Consider the following 20,732-nt stretch of genomic DNA (forward strand, 5'->3'; position numbering starts at 1 on the left):
CTATTCGGCCGCCATGCGTGCGATGATCTCGGCGTCGCTCAGAGTCTCCGGATTCATGGCCAGAAGCTCATCACGCGCACGCTGGCGGATGTAGACCGTATCCGCAGACGATTGTTCGCCGATGCGGTCGATCTCGACCAGAGTATGCATGTAACCGCTGATGGCCACCTTCTTCTCCAGTGGTGCGGCAATGACCACCTGCAGGCCGAGATCGGCATAAAACGACATCATAGCGCGTTGGTTCTTACCGTCCATCTTCGAAAACGCCTCGTCGAACAGTGCCGGCGACATGCCTCTAGGGCCGGAATGAGCGTCGGAACTGCCATATACTGCCGCCAGTGAGGCGCCGATGGCGACAGAGAGTGGCACCTGCTGCTCGGCACCTGACCCTGTATTGCGTCGCGTTTCCCAGCGCGTTCTGGCCTTCGTGCGAATATCCTCCATGTGGATCTCAAACGTATAGAAATTTCGGTAATCCTCGAATTGCGAAACATCCTTGTCCGGGTCTTCCAGCAACTGCTCGACGGCGCTGATCGTATCCTTGTGCGGAAAGTCGTCAGGCACGTCAGGCTTGAACAGGGCATCTAGTGCGTCGTCAGAAATCCGACTGATCTCGATAATCTTCAGGATAGGCTGGAACTCGGCTTCTGCAGTCCGGTGAAAAGCGTAGATCTCGTGATGAAACGGGTGCCCCTTCAAGCTGCGATTGAGCGCCTCGATATCGCGCTCCATCTTTGAGACTCGTGTATTTAGGGCATTCACGAACTCTCCGCGAAACAACACGGAGGCGCGCTCCGAGGCCTCGCGGGCCTTTTCCTCGTAACGCCGCAGCTCATTGCCCTCAATGTCTTCGATCAGCTGGTTCATCCATGGCTTGATGTCGGTGATCAATGGACTCTGGGGACCGACCTGCGAGCTCACGCCGAACTTCGCATTGTTGAAATAGACATGCAGCGCTTGGCGAGTTTCCAGCTCGGCGATACGGTTTCGCTCCGCCGCCCGCGCCGCAGCGTCTGTCGATTGATGGCCCAACTTACGATGCGCAACAGCCTCCGAGCGCGCCAATTGCACCTTCGATAAGGGGGACGCAGATTGAGAGCGTCTCAACCGAGACAATCTTTCGCGATAGGCCGCAGCACCCTCAGGGTAGTTGTACTGTTTGCGGAACTCCCGATACTTGGATCGAGCAATTTTCAGGTTTGCGGTAGAGCCGTCAGTACCCTCACCACTATAGAGGCTACGTTCTCCCGCCTGCGCATCGATATGATATTTCCTGACACGTTCCTCGATGGCACGCAGTTCCGCTTCCTTGCGCCCAAGAAAGCCCTCCTGCGCGGCAAGCCGATCCCGCAGACCGTCATCACCGGCGGCATCAATGGCATCGATCCGCATCTGCGCCTCCGCCTTTCGCATTCGGCAATCATTGATGCCGTCCAGCATATCCGCAAGCAAGTCGGCATCCGATCCCGCCACTGAATGCAGCGCCGCGACGACACGTCCCAAGAGGCGATCCTTACCCTGCAATTCGGACAGGCTCTCGCCCTTGGCGATAAAATCCTCACGCAGATTGCGCAGATGATCGGCCTGCGCGGATTTGCCGATCTTGTGGTCACGCGGATTGACCGACCGATGGCTGCGCACAAGCCCGTCATCGTAAAGGCCGTCCTGCATCAGCGCACGGCCAGGAAGATTAAAATGATCGAGCGTGAGAGCAAGCCGGACATTGCCGTATCGACGTTGCAGAAACGCGCGAGCATCCAGGTCTTCCGTTCTGAACAGAGTTGGAAATGTTCCAGCCAGAGGCGCCTCACGAAATTCGGCAAGCTTGTTGAGGCTGACCAGTGACGCCCCGATAAACTCCCGGCGCCCATCGCGAAATACCGCCGTCGCATCCTGAATATGATGATGTTCGACAAACACGGCTTCCCGGTCGCGGCCAAGCAGTGCTTCTGCAGCATTGATCCACTGCGGATCCACGATCTCGAGCAGATCGCATAGCGGCCTGGCATCCATGCCTCGGCTTTCAAGCCGGCGTACGAGGGCCTTGGTCACATCCGAGAGATAGGCGGAGGAGCCGGGTTGATGCGACTGCTCCAATGCCTTTTGCAGATCAGCGATCTCCTTCTCCAGCGGCACTATCTGCGCGGCGACGGCGCGACGGCGTGTCTCGATTTTTGCGGTGATATCGAGAGCCGTCGCCCTCAATGCACGCTCGGCATCTCGAAGCCCGGTCCGGTCGAAATCGTGCAACGCGACCTGCCTGCAATAGGCCTTCACAAGATCTGCGTCGTCCAGTCCCGCGATCAGGCCTACGAGATCGGCAGCAGTCCTGCGGCGCCGATCGATCTCTCTGGCCAATCGGTCATGCTCGGCTGTGAGGCTTTTAAAGGTTTCCAGCCATTGATCCCGACCCGATCTGGCGGCATGTGCCGCAATCGCCTTTGTCAGGCGCAGGATCTCCTGCTTCGCGTCCTTGATCCCCTCCTCTGCGATTTCCCGATCCTCGCGCTCCGCATCGATAAAGCGACGTGCGTCGGCGATCTCCTGCTTGATCGCCCGGTTGTCTGCACGCGATGCCAGCCAACGTGCGCGGCGCGCCAACCACTCGGCCAGGTCCTTCTGGTGCAGACTTTCCTCGAAGGCCGAAACCTGGACCCTGATCTCCTTGAGCGCTTCGAGTTTCTCGCGCAGGGTGACTATGGTCGCGCTGACGCCGCGGTAGGTCTCGATCGAACTGCGCAACTCGCCGATCTTGATCGGATTTTCCTCAAGGATGAAGCGGCGGACGAATTCCGTGGCCGAATGTCCCTGGTTGAGGGTCATCGCGTTGACGATGGCCTTCAGCAGCGAAGTCGCGCTTTGTTCGGCATTCGGCATACTGGGAACGAGCTGCCGCATATATTCGCGGACAAAGTCGATCGCCTTGTCGCGATGATTGATGAAGTTGGCAGGCCCGACCGCCGCAATCGCGCGCACCTTGACGTCATCCCAATGGGCGGCATAAGTGCCATCGGCCCGCTTATCGGTAAAATCGGCACTCGTCATCAACCTGCCGATACACACAAAGCGCCCAAGGATGGTCTCCGAGGCTTCCGACTGCCGCGCCTCGATCGCCAGGCCGATCGTCACCGGGGGCCTCGTGCCCTGCTTATCCTCGAAACCGAGGGCAATATAGGTGAGCGTTTCTGGACGCCGAACATCGCCATCGCCCAGCGTTCCAAGGCAATAGCTCAGAACCGTGCGTTTCGATGCAGAGCGTCCCTTGCCGCCATCCCCGGCGACGGCATTCAACCGCAGATATTGCCGGCTTGCCCCCGACAAAACCACTTGCACCATATCCAGGATCGTCGACTTTCCGGAGCGGTTTTCTCCGAGAATGCCAAAATTGCCTTGGACCTCGATGTCTTCCACATCGAACAAATGCCAATTGACCAGTGTTAGTCGTCGCAGTTCCATCATGTCAGCTGGTCCCCGCTGGCGACGGGATGGAGGATGGTGGTCGCCGCGGCCGCGCGCGCCCCCTGCTCCTCGCTTTTCACATAGGTTTCGAGGCGAGCAAGGGCATCGGCGCCGCTGATGAACTTGATCATAGGCCGTATTTCAACCTCGCGGTCTTGTGCTTCGTGATCGAACTCACCGATCCAGATAAGATTGCGGGCGGCGACGTCCTTCAGCAGATCGAGAAAACGGGAGGCCGCAAGCATCGCCTTCGCACCACCTTGCAGCATGTCCCTATAGCGATCATGCAGAACATTGACCGTGGTCACTGCAACCGCCCGATCCACCAGATTGCCCACATCGGCATCCTCCTGCCAGTGACCGCCCAGCACGAGTACGACGATGGTCTCGTCAATGCGCATTTTAGGAATGGACGAGATATCGTCGTCATCGAACAGGATACCGACCCACTGCTCGTCCGCATTTCGTTGGACACGATAGCCGATACTGCCGAAGAAATCGTCGGCGATGCGCCGAAAGCGGTTGTCGGTCAGGGTATTGTAGATCGTGGCGACGCCGCGGTCACCGGAATAGGCGAACTGGTGCCGCAACAGATAGCGGCACGCCTTTCGCAAGTCTGCCGCTTTCTCGACACCATAACTCGCTTCGATCTGCTCGAATTCACTCAACATGCCGGAACTCTCGATGGTGCGGATCGCCAAGCCGGCGAATGGAGAAATTGCTGCAGCGAAGCCATTCGCAGTCATGCGGTTCGCTGTCCGGCAGGTACTCGAGTTCGAATTGCCCGGAGACGGGACTTGGTATCTCTCCGGTGAGTGCGTAACGGCGCGCCGCATTGAAGGCGAGAAAGTCATCTACAGTCTCAAGCGCGATGAACCGCGCCTCAACCGTATGGTCAGGCGCCAGGATGCGGGCCAGAAATTGCCGGACTCGCTCGGGCGACGGCGAAATGCGCTCGAGATAGTCGGCGCGCATGCGCTTGCGAAAGGCATAAACCGGATCATATGGCCGCAGTGCCAGCGGTCTGGTTGAAATCGGCAATCTGGCTTGGCGCTGCCGCGCCAGTTGACTTTGAGACCACGGCACAAAAATCGGTTCAATGGAAGCCGGAACGGTCGGCTCGGCATATCTACCGGGATTGGCGGCCAACAACGCTTCGAGACGCCCTACAAGACCACGCGCCCGCGACGACAAGCCACGTTCGCCCTGCTCGGCATATTTGACGGTGTTACGCAACCGCGTCTCCAGCGCTCGCCGAAACTGGGCGATGCGCTCGAACATGTCACCGATAGTATCAAAGGTCGTCTCGATCGCCAGCAGGTCGCTGACCGCCTCGTCCCGCGCCTGCTGAATATCCGGTGCGATGCCGATTTCGACATATCCCTCGGCGATGATCGGCAAAAGCTCCGCAGAATAGGAGATACGCCGTGCGGTGGTGACGATCTGATCGCGGAAACGATAGGGATGGTTGAAGGTAAGGATCGCCTGAAAGTCCTTCAGAATCAACTCGCCAATAAAGTCCTCGAAATAGGTCTCCATCTTCTGGCGAAGATCTTCTGATTCGATCAGCGACTTGCGGATACGCCGCAGATCCGACAGGATGGCCCGCAGTGTCTTGACGAACTGACCTGCCTGAACACGCGCCTCGCGAAGCGCATGCGCCGCATTCGAGCGCGACTTGTCGCGGTTTTCCGTCGATAGTTTTTCGACAAGTTCAAGACTGGCCTTGATATGTACCACCAGCCCGCCGAACCGCTGCGAGACATCCGACTTCAGGCTTGAGAGGCGCTGAACCACCAGCAGCGCGCCCATCGGCATGTCAACCGTCACCTTGAGGCCGTATTCCTCTTCTTCCAGCCAGCCCGTACGCACCAGACCTTGATAGACCTGCTGCGCTGCCTTGAGCGCTCTATCTCCAGCTTCGTCGCCGTTCCCCGCGAATTTCAGCCGGCGACGCCCCTTCGACACTACCTCCGGCAGTCCTTCGACGGGATCATCCGCATCGGCCAGAAGCTCTGGTCGAGAGGCTATGACATCGTAGATCGCATGCACCAATTCCTGCGGCATAGGAAAGACTGCGCCGCTGGCAAAGAAGCGGTCATAGGCTTCGAGCAATGCCGCCTCATAAAGGTAGCGATGCTTGCGTGAAAATATCAGGAAGGCATCATCAGATAGATATCTAAATAATGGCATATGCGATTAACCGTTGAACCAACGAAAATAAACCTATGGTAGCATTTGAAGCTCACATGAAAAGTGGAAATTCTGCAATCAGTGAATTTCTATGCCGTTTAGCAGTCAATCACAGTTAAGCAATGACTATAAAACATCTGCCAGCTTGAAGTTTTGAACACCAGAAAAAATTGTTGGGCTTCGTGTTCATTGAATTCTAAGTTCATTCGCGAACAATGTTTTTGATGTGACCTGACTTGAAGCGGCGACCTTCAACTTATGATCAGCTTTGCGAGGACTTATTGTCGCCGATGATAATTTTCTCTATTTTGAGGGAATTACTGGTTTCGGGGGAGCTGAACACAGGGAGACTCACAAATTTTCCGGGTATTGAGAGGAATCGAACCAACGTCTCTCGGTACAACACAAGCTAACCCTATTGACTTGATGCCACTGAAGCGGACGCAGCTTCCTTTTTATTGGCCGCTTCGCGTCAATTGTGGACATTTCATTATCGTGAATCTTGGCTATGCCTCTTGCCAATTTGATGATGAGAATGGGATACGCGCCGGCTATTGAGGGAAAGACGCAGTTCGCCTCGAGCGTCTCAAGGGCAGATCTGCAAATGACGTGTGGAGTTTGCGCATCCGCGGCGAGATTGCAGTCGCTCGTCTCGGTGTCCGAAGCGAGGCCGACCTCGCATGGGAAGCCGCGTTGCTTCAACATCTTGATCGCAGTGGCATGGCCGTCTGGTGCCGATCCCGACAACCAATGGTCGCCTGTTCGTAGAACGGCTGGTGGTGATGAAATACATGGAGGGCAGACCGCCCCAGACGGCTTCCGGCTGGACTGAGGTGGCCGAGACCTTACGCAGGCTACATAACTTGACCGTAGGCCAGCCACAGCGTCCGGGCTGGAAATCATCGATCGATCCCCTACATGTCGAAACCGGAACGAGGATTGATCTTACTAAAATGCCGCCAGAGGGCGTGCTTCGATGCCGCGCGGCTTGGGCGTGGCTCGCCGGGCGCCAGATATGCTTAGTTCACGGCAACCCCAACAATCCGGGAAATATTCGTATGACTGCAGATTGTGTCGCTTTGATCGACTGGGACGAGGCCCATATCGATATTCCCGATCATGATCTCGTCTTGCCCGGAAATACAGCGAGCCTAGACGACGGTGCCTATGACATCGCCGCGCAAGCATCCGCTGGCTGGTAAGCCGCCGTCTGTTGGAAGAACGAATACGCGGTCAGACGCCTCGCCGAAGTTCGGCCAGCCTAAAGCTTCGACGTTCGAGCGCAGGTCCGCTTCGGGAGATAGCAGGCGAAACATTTCGAAGGGTCTTGAGGGGAGGCGAACCTTCGGCACTGTTTCCGATTACATAAACTGCTAAAATATATTAGTTCTCCGCTTCTGGCGCGCAGTTATTGTACTCATCATTTCATTGTCGTATGCATTTACATCGGATACCTGAAAGGTGGACATCGCTGATATTGGCAATATCGGGGACGCTGGCAATCTGGGTTCGCTTGAACCTTCCTGAGGGGCGTCAGTCAACAAACGGTCACAAATCTATAACGCCGCCGCGCTTCAAAAGATTGCCTTAAGGGGCAGAATAATCCGCCAGATAATCAAGGGCATGCTTCACGAAAGCTTCTATCAGATTAAGAGGGCGGCGCGCCTTTGGCCGGATCAGCCAGATCTCGAATTCGACAATCGGCTCGAACCGTCGCACAACAACCTCGCTATACTGGTTATTGTGCACGCTGATCGGGTCCACCACAGCCACGCCCATCTCGGCAGCGACAAACGAAAACGTCGTTTCCGATTCGCCCGCTTCGATACGAAGCCGACGAGGAATGTTCAGGTCGTCGAAAATCCGGTCGATCTTGTTGCGCGACGAATCTTGTGGCCCCAGTGACACGAAAAATTCGTTGGCAAGATCTGCGGCATGAATTGTCTCGCGCTCCGCCAGCGGATGCCGCTCGTGAAGGATGCAATAGGCCGGCAGCCGGTGCAGGAGCACGCTTTCCACTTCGCTGCGATCGCCGGGAATGACACTGAAGCCGATATCGGCATGCTGGGTTGCGACCGCATCGATGACGATACGCGACCGCAGGCTTTCAACCCGGAAATGCGCATCCGGACGAGTAGCGCTGAACTTGCAGATCATATCGGGGATCATCCGCCGCGTGATTGCGGGAAAACCCGCAACGCACATCGCGCCCCAGCTCTGCTCGCGCAGCGCGGAAGCCACGCGGTCGATCTGTGCAACGCCGACAAACATGCGCTGAACCTCGCCGTAAAGAACTTCCGCCTCTCGCGTCGGCAGGATCTTGCTCCCTTGCCTTTCGAAAAGCTTAAAGCCGCAATGCCGCTCGAACTGCGCGATCAGTTGGCTGACAGCCGGTTGCGAAATGCTCAGACGCTCGCCAGCCCGCGTCACGCTGCCCGCCGCCATCACCGCCTGGAAAGCTTCAATCTGCCGAATATTCAACAGCCACCCATCATAAGTTCTGCTTATTCTATGAAGAATATAATCTATTTGATTATTATGCCAGACCCGTCATCCTCCATACCCATCAGGACCGGCCAAAGGCAGGCCTGAGCATGCAAACGACACACCAACAAGGGGAACAGAATGTCTTTGCAGAGTGCCAGAAAAGGAAATTCCGCAGATCGCCGCCCGCTGACCTCCAAGCTTTCAAAACTGTGCTCGGCTGCACTGTTCTGCGTCGCAGGCTCATTTCTCGCCATGCCTGCCGCCCATGCCGACCAGCTTGAGCGCGTCAAGGATCGCGGCAAGCTTATCGTCGGCATCCGCAACGATTATGTCCCCTTCGGTTACATCGACGAAAAGGGCAAGAATGTCGGCTTCGAGGTAGATCTCGCCCGTGCCGTGGCCAAGGATCTTTTCGGCTCGGAAGATGCTATCGAATTTGTCCCGGTCGTCGCGTCGAACCGCATCGAGTTCCTCAATGCCGGCCGTATCGACGTGATTTTCGCGACGCTCGGCGTCAATGAAGAGCGCCGCAAGGTGATCGATTTCACCGAATATTACTACATGATGGCCGGCATGGTCCTGCTTGCCCCGAAGGATGCGACATACGCCAAGTGGGACGATATTCGCGGCAAAAAAATCTGCGGTAGCCAGGGCAATCTCTACAACCGGATGCTCACCGAAAAATTCGGGGCCGATCTCGTCCTCTTCACCGGAACCTCCGAGATCTACAATGCCTTCGAGACCGGCCGCTGCGACGCCATCGCCTATGACGGCCCGAACCTCAACATGAAGGTCACCGAACCGGGCTGGAAGGAAAAGTACAAGATCGCCCTCGACACGATCGATTACGTGCCGATTGCAGGCGGCCTGCGCAAGGGCGAGCCGGCGTTCACGGCAGCGGTCAACAAGGCCATTATCAAGGCCGAGGCGGCCGGGATCATGGTCAAGGGCGAAGAGAGCTATCATCTCGGCAAGAGCGACTATGTCGTGAAGCGTGCGGAAGAAGCCAAGGCGAAGATGTAAGGCGCGCCGCGCCTCACATCCTCATCGGAACGCATTTATGTACGCTCTCAAGATCAGGCCTCCGGCCCGAAACCATCTGTCGCGCCGGGTCGCGAACCTCAACGATTTCGAGGCCGAGACCGAGCGCTTCCTGCCCCCTGCCCTGTTTCACTACGTGGCGGGGGCTTCGGAAGACGCGGCCGTCTACACACGAAATCTGCGCGCTTTTCGCGAGCGCGCCTTCTTTCCCCGGGTGCTTGTCGACGTCTCCGGGCGCTCGACCTCCACCACATTGTTCGGCGTCGAGCATCCGCATCCCTTTGGCATCGCGCCGATGGGGTTCAGCCGGATGATCGCCCCGGATGGCGACATCGTGCTGGCCCAGTCGGCAGCAGAGGCGGGCTTGCCCTTCATCCTCAGCGGCGCCTCGCTGACGGCGATGGAAGAGGTTGCGGCCGCGGCCCCTTCGAGCTGGTTCCAGGCTTATCTGCCCGGCGAAGAAAGCCGGATTGACGGACTGATCGACCGGGTCGAGGCGGCCGGCTTCCGGACACTGGTCCTGACCGCGGATACGGCCGTGCATCCATTGCACGAAAGAGCGGCGCGCCACGGTTTCGTGTCGCCGATCCGCAAGACCGATCTCAGGCTTGCATGGCAAGGCATCAGCCGCCCCTCCTGGGTCCGGCAGGTTCTGCTGCGCAACCGCATGGCCGGTTTCCATTTCCGGTTCGAAAACATGGATGCCTCGGCGGGCCCGCCGGTCTTATCCTCCACGCTCATCCGCGATATCGGCCGGCGCGATGCGTTTTCCTGGCGGCATGTCAAAATGGTCCGCAAGCGGTGGAAAGGCAATCTCGTCATCAAGGGCGTAATGAGCGCGCAGGATGCGGATCTTGCGGAAAAGGCCGGAATCGATGGCATCATCGTCTCCAATCATGGCGGGCGGCAGATCGATTGCGCCGTCAGCGCGCTTGCTTCGCTCGAACAGATCACCGCCAAGGGCCTTTCGCTGAAGGTGATGTATGACGGCGGCATCCGGCGCGGATCGGACGTCCTGAAAGCCCTTAAAGTGGGTGCCGATTTCGTCTTTGTCGGGCGCCCGATGCTGTTTGCCGCCGCAATGGCCGGCAGAGACGGCGTCGCACATGCAATCAGCCTCCTCTCTCATGAGATCGGCATGAACATGGCCCTGCTCGGCATCAGCGGTCTCGAGGGCCTGCGCGACGTCGAGATGGTCGCAGACAACCAGGAGGCTTCGGCATGAGCCTCGATTTCAGCTGGCTCAGTGACAGCCTCTATCAGCGCTGGCTGCTGACAGGCATCGGCACGACCCTGCTGATGAGCCTCCTCGGCATTCTCCTGATGATGGTCTTCGGCATTATCGGCGCGATCTTCCTGCATTTTCGCACGCCCGTGCTCGGAACGATCACCACGATCCTGGTCGAGTTGTTTCGCAACACACCGCCGCTGGTGCAGCTCTTCTTCCTCTATTTCATGCTCTCCAGCCTCGGCCTGTCCCTGACAGATCCGGCGACCGGGCGCAGCATACCGCTCTTTTCGGGCTTCACCTGCGCCGTCCTGTCGCTCGGGCTCTATAACGGCGCGCTGGCCGTCGAGATCATACGCTCCGGCCTGATCGCCGTTCCAGCACAGACGGTCGAAGGCGCCCGGTCACTCGGTTACACGCGTTTCCAGACTTTCCGTCATGTCGAACTGCCGATCGGGCTCAGATTGTCCATGCCGGCCATGACCAACAATGTCGTCAGCCTGATCAAGACCTCGTCGCAGGCAGCCCTCGTTGCCGTCGCCGACATCATGTACGGCGCGACCCAGATCATGGTCGAGACGTTCCGCAATCTGGAGGTCATGCTGCTGATCTGGCTTCTCTACGTCGTCATCGCCAGCCTGGCGGTCTGGATCCTGCGCCGCATCACAATCCTCTTCCGCATTCCCGGCTACGGGGTGGACCGGCCATGAACAGTGAATTTCGCACATTCGCGCTCGGCATTATCGGCGTTCCTCTCTGCCTCATCGGCCTGCTTGCGATGATCTACGGAGACCGCACCGGCGCGACGCTTGCCTTCATCGCAGACCGCACGCCGATGCTGCTCACCGGCTCGCCGGATTTTTCCAGCCTGCAGGGCGGCTTCATCGCCAATATCGGGATGAGCCTTGCGGCCATGGCGATTGCCGGCGCACTCGGCATCATCCTCGGTATCGGCCTGATCGCCGAATTCTGGCCGACGCGGCTTCTTTCGGGCTTTGTGATGAACGTGCTGCGCAACTCGCCCTGGCTCGTCGTGCTTTACGCCATGCTCTATCTTCTGCCGTTCGAAATGAAGATTTTTGGCGTCTGGATCACCATCTCGCCGGTGGTCAAGTCGATTGCCGGCCTGTCGCTGCCGGTTGCCGCCAATATTGCCGAGATCTTTCGCGGCGGGATCGAGGCGATCCCGACCGGACAATGGGAATCGGCCCGCTCGCTCGGTTATCGGCGGCTGCAAATTCTGCGATACATCGTCCTGCCGCAGGCCCTGCCGCTGATGATCCCCAATCTCATGACGATCTACGCCATGCTCTTCATCGGCACGAGCCTCGTCGTCGTCACCGGCGCCTCCGACGTGCTGTTCGTCGGCCGCACGATCATCGAGACGGCCGGCAGTTCGACCGCCTCGGCGATCTACATCTACATCCTTTTCCTGTTCTTCCTGTTCGCTTTCCCAATCGCAATTCTAACGCGCTGGCTTGAACGGCGCATCGGAACCGTATCGCCATGACACTCTCCGGCTCCAGACCTCTCATCGAGATGCGCGACGTACGAAAGTCCTTCGGCACATACGAAGTGTTGAAAGGGATCTCGCTCTCGGTCAATGACGGCTCGGTCGTCTGCATCATCGGCCCGTCCGGTTCGGGAAAATCGACGGTCCTGCGCTGCATCAACGGTCTAATCCCGATCAATAGCGGCACGATCCGGGTCGGCGATTTCGCGGTCGAAACGCTGAAATCGGACAAGGCGCTCATTCCGCTGCGCCATCAGGTGTCGATGGTGTTTCAGCAATACAATCTTTTTCCACACCGCACCGTCATGCAGAACCTCACCATGGCGCCGATCCAGGTGCTGGGTGAGGATCCGAGAAAGGTCCGCGATCGCGCAGCTGCCCTGCTTGCCAAGGTGCGGCTGACGGGCAAGGAAAATGCCTATCCGGGCGAGCTTTCCGGCGGCCAGCAGCAACGCGTCGCGATCGCCCGCGCGCTTGCCATGGAACCACGCGTCATCCTGTTCGACGAGGTGACCGCAGCACTTGATCCGGAAATGGTGAGCGAGGTCTTGGGCGTCGTGCGCGACCTTGCCCGCGACGGCATGACCTGCGTGCTGGTGACCCATGAAATGCGCTTCGCCGAAGAAGTGGCCGACGAGGTGTTTTTCACCGATCGCGGCGTCATCGTCGAGCACGGGCCTCCGGCCACGCTGTTCAAATCCCCTTCGGACCCGCGCCTCAAGGATTTTCTCGACAAGGTTCTCTGACCCCTTCAGCCAACAGGAATGATCGAAATGCCATTCAAGGTTCTCGTGCCCGACGCCCATATGCGCGATCTCGATATCGAGCGCAGCGTCTCGGGCGATGCCATCGAGTATCTCGTCTATGACGAGCTCGACCCGAACGCCATTCCGGACGCGGTCTGGAACGATTGCGACGCGGTTCTGATCTGGCACCGCATGCGCCTGAATGCCGATGCCGTTGCGAAACTGCACAAGTGCCGCCTGATCGTGAGGGTCGGCGTCGGCTTCGACAATGTCGATACGGCCGCCTGCAGGGCGCGCGGTATTCCTGTCGCCAACGTGCCGAATTATGGCACGACCGAAGTGGCGGACCATGCATTGGCAATGATGCTCTATATCGTCCGCGGCCTCGGCACCTATGAGGCCAGGATGAAGGCTGATCCCGTCACCGGCTTCGTCGCCGAGGATGTGCCGACGGTGCGGCGGCTGCGCAAGACAACTTTCGGCGCGATCGGCATGGGCCGGATCGGCACGGCGATCGCCCGTCGCGCCGCCGCCTTCGACATGAACATCGTCTATTTCGACCCCTATCTCCCCGAGGGTCACGATCTCAGCCTTGGTTTCGAGCGGGTCCGCAGCCTGAAGGCGCTGCTCGAAAGGTCGGACGTCGTCAGCCTGCATGTGCCGCTCTCGGATGCGACCCGCAGGATGATGGGCGCAGCCGAATTCGCGACGATGAAAAAGGGCTCGATCCTCATCAATATCGCCCGTGGCGGGCTGGTCGATATCGATGCTTTGTATGACGCGCTTTATAGCGGCCATCTGACCGCAGCCGGGCTCGATGTTTTGCCGCAGGAACCACCGGTTTCCAGGCCGAAGCTGGTGGAAGCCTGGCGCACGAATGCCGACTGGCTGGCAGGCCGGCTGATCCTGACACCGCATGCCGCCTTCTATTCCGAGTCCGCTTACGAGGACATGCGCACTTTCTCCGCAGAGATCCTGATGGACTATCTCGTCGAGGGAACCCTTCGCAACAACGTCAATCCCGGCTGGAATTCCAAGGCCGCCTGAACCCGGAGACGCTTCGATGGCGCTGCAACAATACGAGGTCGATTATCGCATTCTCACCGATGCGGAACTCAATGCCTGGCGAAAGATCCCGCCCGCTGTCGCCTCCGACTGCATGAACCGCACCCAGGTGATGACCTCCTCCATCAAGCCGATTTCACCGGGCAAGCCGATCTGCGGGCAGGCGCGGACGGTGACCACGATGGTCGGCGATTGCTGGCCGATCTGCATCATGATCAGCGAGGCGCGTGCCGGCGAGGTCATCGTCGTCGATGCCGGCGGGGCAGTGGAAATCGCGGTCTGGGGCGGCATCATGACGGCAGAGGCGGTTTACCGGAGGCTCGGCGGCGCCGTGGTTCACGGGGCGATCCGCGACATTACCGAAATGCGTGAAGCAGGCTTTGCGATGTATTGCAGTGCCGCGACGCCCAAGGGACCGCATCAGGGATTTGGCGGCGTGATGGACGGCCCGGCGGCAGTCGGCGGCGTGCCGGTCAGGTCCGGCGATATCGTGCTCGGGGATGATGACGGCGTCGTCGTGGTGCCGCTCGAAATGGCAGGCACGGTGCTGGCCGCCGCTCAGGCACACCTCGCCAAAGAAGAGGCCTGGGTCAGAGAGATAAAAAGCGGTGCGCCGATCCCGGCCCTGTTCAAGATGAAAACCCCGGACACCATCCTTCCTGCCCTGAAATAACGATGTGGCGGGCCTGGACCCAGACGCGGCACCGGCCATATCCGGTCGGTGCCGCGCAATCCGGCCGCCCTGTCCATCACAGCAGGCTGGCACCTGTCAGGCGTCCTCGGGGACTGCGATCTTCATCAGCGGCACATGATGCTGGCAACCATACATGTCACCATCACCGCCGCTGCCTTGCGCGCGTGGCCGGATGATCGTCACCTTGATCGCCATCGCCTGGTCGATATGGAAAAAGGACGAGATCTGCGAAAGCGGCAGACCATAGGCGGATGCCACGCTTTCCGGTGTGATTGCACCGCTGTCACGCACATGTTCGTAGCGCGCCCTGTCCGTGAAGATCACGTCGAAGGTTATCCGGTACGGGCCGGCATTTTTGCTGCGCACGATATCGGCCAGCTGGTGCAGGGGGCGGTGTGCCATTTCAAAGATCCTCGAAGTGAACGGGAAACAGCTCGGTCGGCGTTGTCACCTTCATCAGGTGATAGGCGCTGAACTCGTAATGCGGCCCGAGATCGAGATCGGAAGGCGAATAGGGAAAGGCCAGATTGCCCGATGGGTTGACGATGCCGGGATAATGCCAATGCAGCAGGCCACCGCTGATCTGGTGGCAGACGGCATGGGCGAGATCCTGCCGATCGGCAACGACGTCGATCACGAGACCCAGTTCATGGCCTGACGGGCTTTCGGTCTCCAGCTCCTTCATGACGCCGTTGCGACCGTAGAGATGGAAATTGATCGCAACCTCTTCCGGCGCAAAATAGGCGATCGCTTTAGCCTTCGCCTCTGCCAGCAGGCCATCGATCGCTCCCGACAAAGTCGGGCAGCGCAGGCCGGCAATGCAGATCGACCGATAACCGGCAAGGCGGGCGCCTTCGAGCTTGATGTAATAATCTTCCGTTTCCGAAATCCTCGCGCCGGTCACTTTCACCTGCCGCTCATTGAGCTGTTCGAAACGGCAATCGGACAGATCCATCGCATGACCGGGACCACCCTGGAAAAACGGGTTTTCCCGCTCGTAGAGGGAGTGGGCGGCCACCGACTTGACCGACGCGCGACGGTCGATGCTGCCCGGTTCGAGAATGAAATGGTCGGTGCCGATCGTGCCGAGCATCACATCCATGGCAAAGGGTTCCGCCGAGAAGGCGCCGCATTCGAGGATCTTGCCCATATGGATGGCAAGCGCCGGATCCGCACCTCTCCAGATCGGGAAGGAGGCGATGACGGAATCGTCGCAGGCGCGCCCGGCAATGATGACATCGGCGCCGCCTTCCAGGGCCGCGCAGATCGGCTCGTGCCCCATCTGCGCCACGAGGCTGCAGGTCTGATCGAGGATCGTTTCAGTCAAAGGTTCGCCGGCTTCGAAATCGAGAACCTCGCCTTTCGCGACGGCAGCCTTCGCACGTTCGATCGGGATATCTGCATAGATCCAGGCGAGCCGCAGGTGGATACCCAGTTCGGCGGCGATGCTGCGCACCAGTGCCGTGGTCCGATCGACCTGAGCTCCCGTACCGGCACCGCCGGCGCTACCGACGATCACCGGAATGCCGGCCTTGTGGCCTGCCGAAATCAGATCCCTCAGCTCCCGGCGAATGCTGTAGTCAGACACGAGCGGCTTGCTGGAGCCGAGATAGGACGGCCCGGGATCGGTAGAGCCGGCATCGACCGCAATGACGGCCGGACCAAGCGTCATGCCGCGCGAGAGCGCCTCCGCGCCGAACCCATATCCGAGCGTTCCCGTCGGTGTCAGAACTGTAATCGAACCTGCTTCACCCATAAATCGCCTATCCCCACGCCGTTTGCGAATGGATGCGCCGGCTTGAACGGCCTGCGTCATCACAGGCATGAGAATAGCGTTCGGAAGGTTTTGGCGGCCAATTGCTTATGGCTGGTCAGGCATAACTTCCCGTCATGCCGACGCCCAGATGAAGAGCGCCGAAGCTCCTTCAAACAAGGCTGCTGGTGATCTCGTCCAATCTGATCGCAAGTGCTTTTCTGACATGTTTGACAAGGGATTGGGTCGTCAGTGATGTCTGGCGGAAGCTTGGCGTCATAACCCATATGTCCTGGCGGATCTGAGGCTCGAAGCGCTTGACGGCGAGTTCATGGCGCCCAAAGCCGACCGTGCTCAAGGGGTCGACGATCGCTATGCCGAGCCCCTCTGCCACGAAGGAGCAGACGGCCTCGGTCAGCTGCGATTTCAGCACGATGTCGCGCCTGATCCCGCGTTCGGCAAACACCCTGTCGATATCGATCTGAACACCATCCTCGTCGGCCAACGAGATAAAACGCTCCCCCTCCAGATCCGGCGCCGAGATGAAGCTACGCCCAGCAAGCGGATGATCGGGATGAAGAACGCACACGGCCTGCATCGAACACAAAAGCTCGGATATCACGCCCGGCCGTTCGGACCTCGCCATGCCGAAACCGACATCGACGCCTTGCGTCGCAATACGATCGACCAGCAGTCGAGAATTACGGCTGGAGAGGTTGATGGTGAGCTGGCGATCCTTGATGAATTCGGCAAGGATCGATGGCAAAACCCGTGTTCCGAACGAGGGAAAGGTGACGATATCGATCTTGCCGTAATCGAATTTGCGTATGGCCTCAGCGCGCGCAGAGACAGATTCAAGCCCGAGGAACACACGCTCCACCTCGGCATAAAGCATCTCGCCTTCCACCGTCGGCACGACGCCGTTCTGCTGGCGGATGAAAAGTTTGAAGCCGCATTTCCGCTCAAGGAGAACGATCAGCTTGCTTACTGCCGGCTGGGTCAGATTCAGCTTTTCCGCAGCCCGCGTAAAGCTCCCCAGTTCCATGATGCTCTTGAAGGCTTCGAGCTGTCTTACGTTCATGACGGAAGGCTACTCGACCCAGCGCGAGGATTTCAATCCCTTATAATCGGAGATTCAGACCACTCGGCTGCCAGATCCTGAAATTGCCTTGATAGCGCTATGGCCGCCCTCATGCCGGTCATCATTTGCCGGGCACAAGATGGATTTTGGATAAAGGCGGCCGATGTCACCAGGGCCTCGACGCTTTCTAGACGCACGCCATTGTCAAGGGATTCGACCAGTTTTTGCCTATAACCGGACAGCCGTCTGCTTAGAGGCTGCAAGCTCGGCTGCATTGGTCAACCGGAGCGCCTTCACATCGCGCATTGGCGGAGCACCAAACAGACGGCGATATTCGCGACTGAACTGCGTTGCGCTCTCATATCCCACCCTCAGTGCAGCGCTGCCCGCGTCAAGGTCCTCGCTCAGCATAAGGCGTCGCGCTTCATGCAGACGCAGATGCTTCTGGAACTGGAGCGGGCTCATTGCCGTCAATAGCCGAAAATGATGGTGAAGTGTGGATACGCCCATTCCGGAGATTGCTGCCATGTCCGCAACACGTAGCGGACGGATATAATTGTGGCGCAGCCAGTCGATCGAGCGAGCCACACGATTGCCCTGGGTACCAAGGCGTACGATCTGACGCAGGCGCGCACCGGCTGGGCTAACAAGCACCCGGTAAAGGAGTTCGCGTTGAATAAGGCCGCTCAAAATCGGAATGTCGGTCGGCGCGTCGAGAAGATCGATCAGACGCGTGAGAGTGCCAAGAAGGGCGACGGTTGCCGGTCCAGTCGCCATTCCCGCACCATCTGCGGCAGCGTCCTGATCGCCGAGATCGATGTCGGTAATCATCTGCTTGGCCGCGGTGAGATCGAGTTTCAATACGACCGAAATATACGGCTCTTCGGGAGTAGCCTTGAGAACCTGTGTGATCGTGGGCAGATTGACGGCCGTCAGCAGAAATCGGGATTCGTCGTAAAGATAGGTAGCATCGCCAAGTACGACCCGCTTCCCTCCCTGCACGATCATCGCAAGGCTCGGTTCATAGAGATAGGAGTCGGGAGGTGTGACAGAGGTCCGCCGGACCAAGTCCAGTCCGGGGATCGCCGTTTCCAGATCATTCCGGTCGCCGAGAAATCGGGCAATGTTTGCTCCAAGCACGGCACGCATCTGGACAGTTTCCGCGCGCCGCAACTGATCCGCTTCATTCAGTCGAAACAGCATTCTTCGGGATCTCCGTTCAGTTTCGAGCATAGCGAACACGAGAGACGAGTGCTTGCGGATTTTTCTCGTCCCAGACGATCAGGCAAAAACTCGGAAGCATTGGGCTAACGATATCTCCCCATCGAACGATACAACCCAACCATGTCAGGCCAGCTCGACGCGACCGAATGGGTCACAATATCTTGCCTGTCCTTTGCGAACACATGCGAGAAGGAGAGAAACTCATGTTTGAGAGGCTCGAAAACACAGTTGCGCTTGTCACCGGAGCGTCCAGCGGTATCGGTCGGGCTGCAGCGCTCAGGCTTGCACAATCAGGTGCGGTCGTCGCGATCGTGGCGCGCCGCGCCGATCGACTCGAGGCGCTCGCAGCTGAAATTCGGCGGAACGGCGGCATTGTGCTGCCGATCGCAGCCGATATCACCTCGTCCGACGAGGCTATAGCTGTCGTTACCCGGATTACCTCCGAGCTTGGCCGACTGGACACGCTGATCAATGCCGCGGGCCTGATGCTCAATGGCCCATCGATCGAAAGCCCCCTTAGCGAATGGGACCGGATGATCGACATCAACCTGCGCGGCCTGATCTATGTCACCAAGGCGGCACTTCCACACCTTATCGATGCTGTCGCCAGCAGCCCACGCAATGTCGCCGATGTCGTCAACATCTCCTCGGTCGCAGGCCGCTTCGCAGCGCCTCAGGTGGCGATCTACAATGCAACCAAGTTTGCGGTGACCGCCGCCACCGAAGCGTGGCGACAGGAGTTCACCAGGCGCTCGGTCCGCTTCTCGGTCATCGAGCCCGGCGCGACAGCAACCGAGCTGTTCGACCAGAAGGCCGGGCAAAGGGAAGGCTTCGCCAGCATGTTCGGCGAGGTCGAGCAGATGCATCCGCAAGACATCGCGGAGGCGGTGGCTTTCATCGTGACCAATCCGCGTCGTGTTGCCATCAACGAAATCGTCTTGCGTCCGACGGACCAGGCTTGAGCAAACCAAAGAGAGAACGACAATGAACATCAATGGAAAAGTCGCCCTAATCACGGGCGCATCGAGCGGCATCGGTGCCGCCACCGCTCTCAAACTCGCCGCCGCTGGCGTCAAGGTCGGGATCGCGGCGCGCCGCGCCGATCGCCTCTACGCCTTGAGAGCCGAGATCGCCGGAAAGGGCGGAGACGCTGTCGTCCTTGAAATGGATGTCACAGACCCGACCGCAATCGAGCGCGGTATGGAGACGTTGATCGGCAGCTACGGCTCGATCGATATCCTCTTCAACAATGCCGGCGTCATGCCTGTCTCGGAAATCGACCGGTTCAAGACGGACGAATGGAATGCGATGGTCGACATCAATATCAAGGGCGTGCTGAACACGACGGCGGCAGTGTTGCCGCATATGATACGCCAGCACTCCGGCCACATCTTCAACACGTCTTCGATTGCGGGGCGGAAGGTGTTTGGTCCCGGCTTCACCGTATATTCCGCCACCAAATTCGCGGTTACAGCCTTCAGCGAGGGTTTGCGGATGGAGATCAGCAAGAAACACAATATTCGCGTCACCTGTATTCAGCCGGGCGGGGTGATGACCGAACTCCCGGAACAGACGACCGATCCAGAAAAGCGGAAACTGCTCGACGATCACCGCACCTCCATCAGGTTCCTCGATCCGGAAGACATTGCCGATGCACTTCTCTTCGCCACTCAGGCACCGGCGCATGTCAACGTTGCGGAACTCTTTGTCATGCCGATCGAGCAAATTTAAAGTGTGCTCTGTTATCGGCATGCGGGATGGCGTGGTTCCGGATGGAAATCGGGCAGGTTTTCATCCGACATGACATTCAACCACCTGAAACGTCGTCAAGGCTAACTGATGCCGTAGGCCTGCGGAAAAGCGTGCTGCAGGCCCTTCTGATTTTTTGCGTGTCAGCAACTCAGGCCGCAACAGCGGCAGCATCGGGCGAGAGTTCCTGCTCCAGCTCTTCCTCGAGTTTCTCAAGCGACTTGCCACGCGTCTCCGGCACGAAGCGAACGACAAACAGAAGCGAGAGAATGTTGATGCAGCAGAAGATGTAGAAAGTCGAATTGCCGACCGATGCCATTATCACGGGGAAGAGGAACGCGACGGTCGCGTTGAACAGCCATTGCAGTGACACGGCAATACCGACGATCATGCCGCGAAGCCGCTGCGGGAAGAGTTCCGACATCATCAGCCAATATGTCGTCGACACCATGCTCTGGAAACAGAAAAGAAATGCCAGGATGATCGCCAGCGCCGTGTA

General features: G+C 58.7%; 18 protein-coding genes and 1 pseudogene. 10 read left to right on the top strand and 9 right to left on the bottom strand.

Going from position 1 to position 20,732, the window contains the following annotated elements; genetic code table 11:
• The 3 genes from FHW37_RS31105 to FHW37_RS31115 are packed head-to-tail and all read right to left on the bottom strand — an operon-like array spanning window position 1 to window position 5,652.
• Window positions 1-3,459 carry an SbcC/MukB-like Walker B domain-containing protein gene (locus tag FHW37_RS31105; RefSeq protein ID WP_145643439.1) on the bottom strand — a complete coding sequence of 1,153 codons (3,459 nt, stop codon included), beginning with the start codon at window positions 3,457-3,459 and terminating at the stop codon, window positions 1-3.
• A complete protein-coding gene (locus tag FHW37_RS31110) occupies window positions 3,456-4,130 on the bottom strand; it encodes a DUF4194 domain-containing protein (RefSeq protein ID WP_145643462.1) in 675 nt (224 codons plus the stop codon). The genes FHW37_RS31105 and FHW37_RS31110 overlap by 4 nt, the downstream gene beginning before the upstream one ends.
• A complete protein-coding gene (locus FHW37_RS31115; RefSeq protein ID WP_145643440.1) occupies window positions 4,120-5,652 on the bottom strand; it encodes a Wadjet anti-phage system protein JetA family protein in 1,533 nt (510 codons plus the stop codon). The genes FHW37_RS31110 and FHW37_RS31115 overlap by 11 nt, the downstream gene beginning before the upstream one ends.
• A gap of 558 nt (window positions 5,653-6,210) precedes the next feature.
• Between FHW37_RS31115 and FHW37_RS31120 the strand changes: the two are divergent.
• Window positions 6,211-6,851, top strand: a pseudogene (locus FHW37_RS31120) (phosphotransferase enzyme family protein); the annotation flags it as partial.
• Between the two features lie 388 nt (window positions 6,852-7,239).
• Here FHW37_RS31120 and FHW37_RS31125 read toward each other — a convergent pair.
• A complete protein-coding gene (locus FHW37_RS31125) occupies window positions 7,240-8,133 on the bottom strand; it encodes a LysR family transcriptional regulator (RefSeq protein ID WP_145643441.1) in 894 nt (297 codons plus the stop codon).
• 144 nt (window positions 8,134-8,277) lie between these two features.
• On the opposite strand from FHW37_RS31125, the gene FHW37_RS31130 reads away from it, so the two are divergent.
• From FHW37_RS31130 to FHW37_RS31160, 7 genes are read left to right on the top strand one after another with little or no spacing between them, the layout of a single operon-like run.
• Window positions 8,278-9,162, top strand: a complete 885-nt coding sequence (locus FHW37_RS31130) for a transporter substrate-binding domain-containing protein (protein WP_145643442.1) — start codon at window positions 8,278-8,280, stop codon at window positions 9,160-9,162.
• Window positions 9,163-9,199: 37 nt separating this feature from the next.
• Window positions 9,200-10,405: an alpha-hydroxy acid oxidase gene (locus tag FHW37_RS31135; protein ID WP_145643443.1), complete on the top strand. Its 1,206-nt coding sequence runs from the start codon at window positions 9,200-9,202 to the stop codon at window positions 10,403-10,405.
• Window positions 10,402-11,118, top strand: a complete 717-nt coding sequence (locus FHW37_RS31140) for an amino acid ABC transporter permease (RefSeq protein WP_145643444.1) — start codon at window positions 10,402-10,404, stop codon at window positions 11,116-11,118. Before FHW37_RS31135 ends, FHW37_RS31140 begins: the two co-directional genes overlap by 4 nt.
• The gene (locus FHW37_RS31145) at window positions 11,115-11,918 is read left to right on the top strand and encodes an ABC transporter permease subunit (RefSeq protein WP_186458493.1); all 804 of its coding nucleotides are present in this window, start codon (window positions 11,115-11,117) and stop codon (window positions 11,916-11,918) included. The genes FHW37_RS31140 and FHW37_RS31145 overlap by 4 nt, the downstream gene beginning before the upstream one ends.
• Entirely contained in the window at window positions 11,915-12,667 is a 753-nt protein-coding gene (locus tag FHW37_RS31150) for an amino acid ABC transporter ATP-binding protein (RefSeq protein WP_145643445.1), read from the top strand. Before FHW37_RS31145 ends, FHW37_RS31150 begins: the two co-directional genes overlap by 4 nt.
• Before the next feature lie 27 nt (window positions 12,668-12,694).
• A complete protein-coding gene (locus FHW37_RS31155) occupies window positions 12,695-13,714 on the top strand; it encodes a C-terminal binding protein (RefSeq protein ID WP_145643446.1) in 1,020 nt (339 codons plus the stop codon).
• A 16-nt stretch (window positions 13,715-13,730) separates the two neighbouring features.
• Window positions 13,731-14,405, top strand: a complete 675-nt coding sequence (locus FHW37_RS31160) for an RraA family protein (RefSeq protein ID WP_145643447.1) — start codon at window positions 13,731-13,733, stop codon at window positions 14,403-14,405.
• A 96-nt stretch (window positions 14,406-14,501) separates the two neighbouring features.
• On the opposite strand, the gene FHW37_RS31165 is transcribed toward FHW37_RS31160, so the two are convergent.
• From FHW37_RS31165 to FHW37_RS31180, 4 genes are all read right to left on the bottom strand, one after another.
• Window positions 14,502-14,828, bottom strand: a complete 327-nt coding sequence (locus tag FHW37_RS31165; RefSeq protein WP_145643448.1) for a DUF4387 domain-containing protein — start codon at window positions 14,826-14,828, stop codon at window positions 14,502-14,504.
• A gap of 1 nt (window position 14,829) precedes the next feature.
• A complete protein-coding gene (locus FHW37_RS31170) occupies window positions 14,830-16,182 on the bottom strand; it encodes an acyclic terpene utilization AtuA family protein (protein ID WP_145643449.1) in 1,353 nt (450 codons plus the stop codon).
• Window positions 16,183-16,351: 169 nt separating this feature from the next.
• On the bottom strand, window positions 16,352-17,260 hold the full coding sequence (locus FHW37_RS31175; RefSeq protein ID WP_145643450.1) for a LysR substrate-binding domain-containing protein: 909 nt from the start codon (window positions 17,258-17,260) through the stop codon (window positions 16,352-16,354).
• Window positions 17,261-17,488: 228 nt separating this feature from the next.
• The gene (locus FHW37_RS31180; RefSeq protein ID WP_145643451.1) at window positions 17,489-18,463 is read right to left on the bottom strand and encodes an AraC family transcriptional regulator; all 975 of its coding nucleotides are present in this window, start codon (window positions 18,461-18,463) and stop codon (window positions 17,489-17,491) included.
• A gap of 224 nt (window positions 18,464-18,687) precedes the next feature.
• Here FHW37_RS31180 and FHW37_RS31185 point away from each other — a divergent pair, with 224 nt between their 5' ends.
• Window positions 18,688-19,446: an SDR family NAD(P)-dependent oxidoreductase gene (locus tag FHW37_RS31185; protein WP_145643452.1), complete on the top strand. Its 759-nt coding sequence runs from the start codon at window positions 18,688-18,690 to the stop codon at window positions 19,444-19,446.
• Between the two features lie 22 nt (window positions 19,447-19,468).
• A complete protein-coding gene (locus FHW37_RS31190; RefSeq protein WP_145643453.1) occupies window positions 19,469-20,215 on the top strand; it encodes an SDR family oxidoreductase in 747 nt (248 codons plus the stop codon).
• A gap of 169 nt (window positions 20,216-20,384) precedes the next feature.
• Here FHW37_RS31190 and FHW37_RS31195 read toward each other — a convergent pair.
• A partial coding sequence (locus FHW37_RS31195) for an MFS transporter (protein WP_145643454.1) occupies window positions 20,385-20,732 on the bottom strand: 348 nt, incomplete at its 5' end.

It is taken from the genome of Neorhizobium alkalisoli (assembly GCF_007829835.1).
In the GTDB taxonomy this organism is placed as follows: domain Bacteria; phylum Pseudomonadota; class Alphaproteobacteria; order Rhizobiales; family Rhizobiaceae; genus Neorhizobium.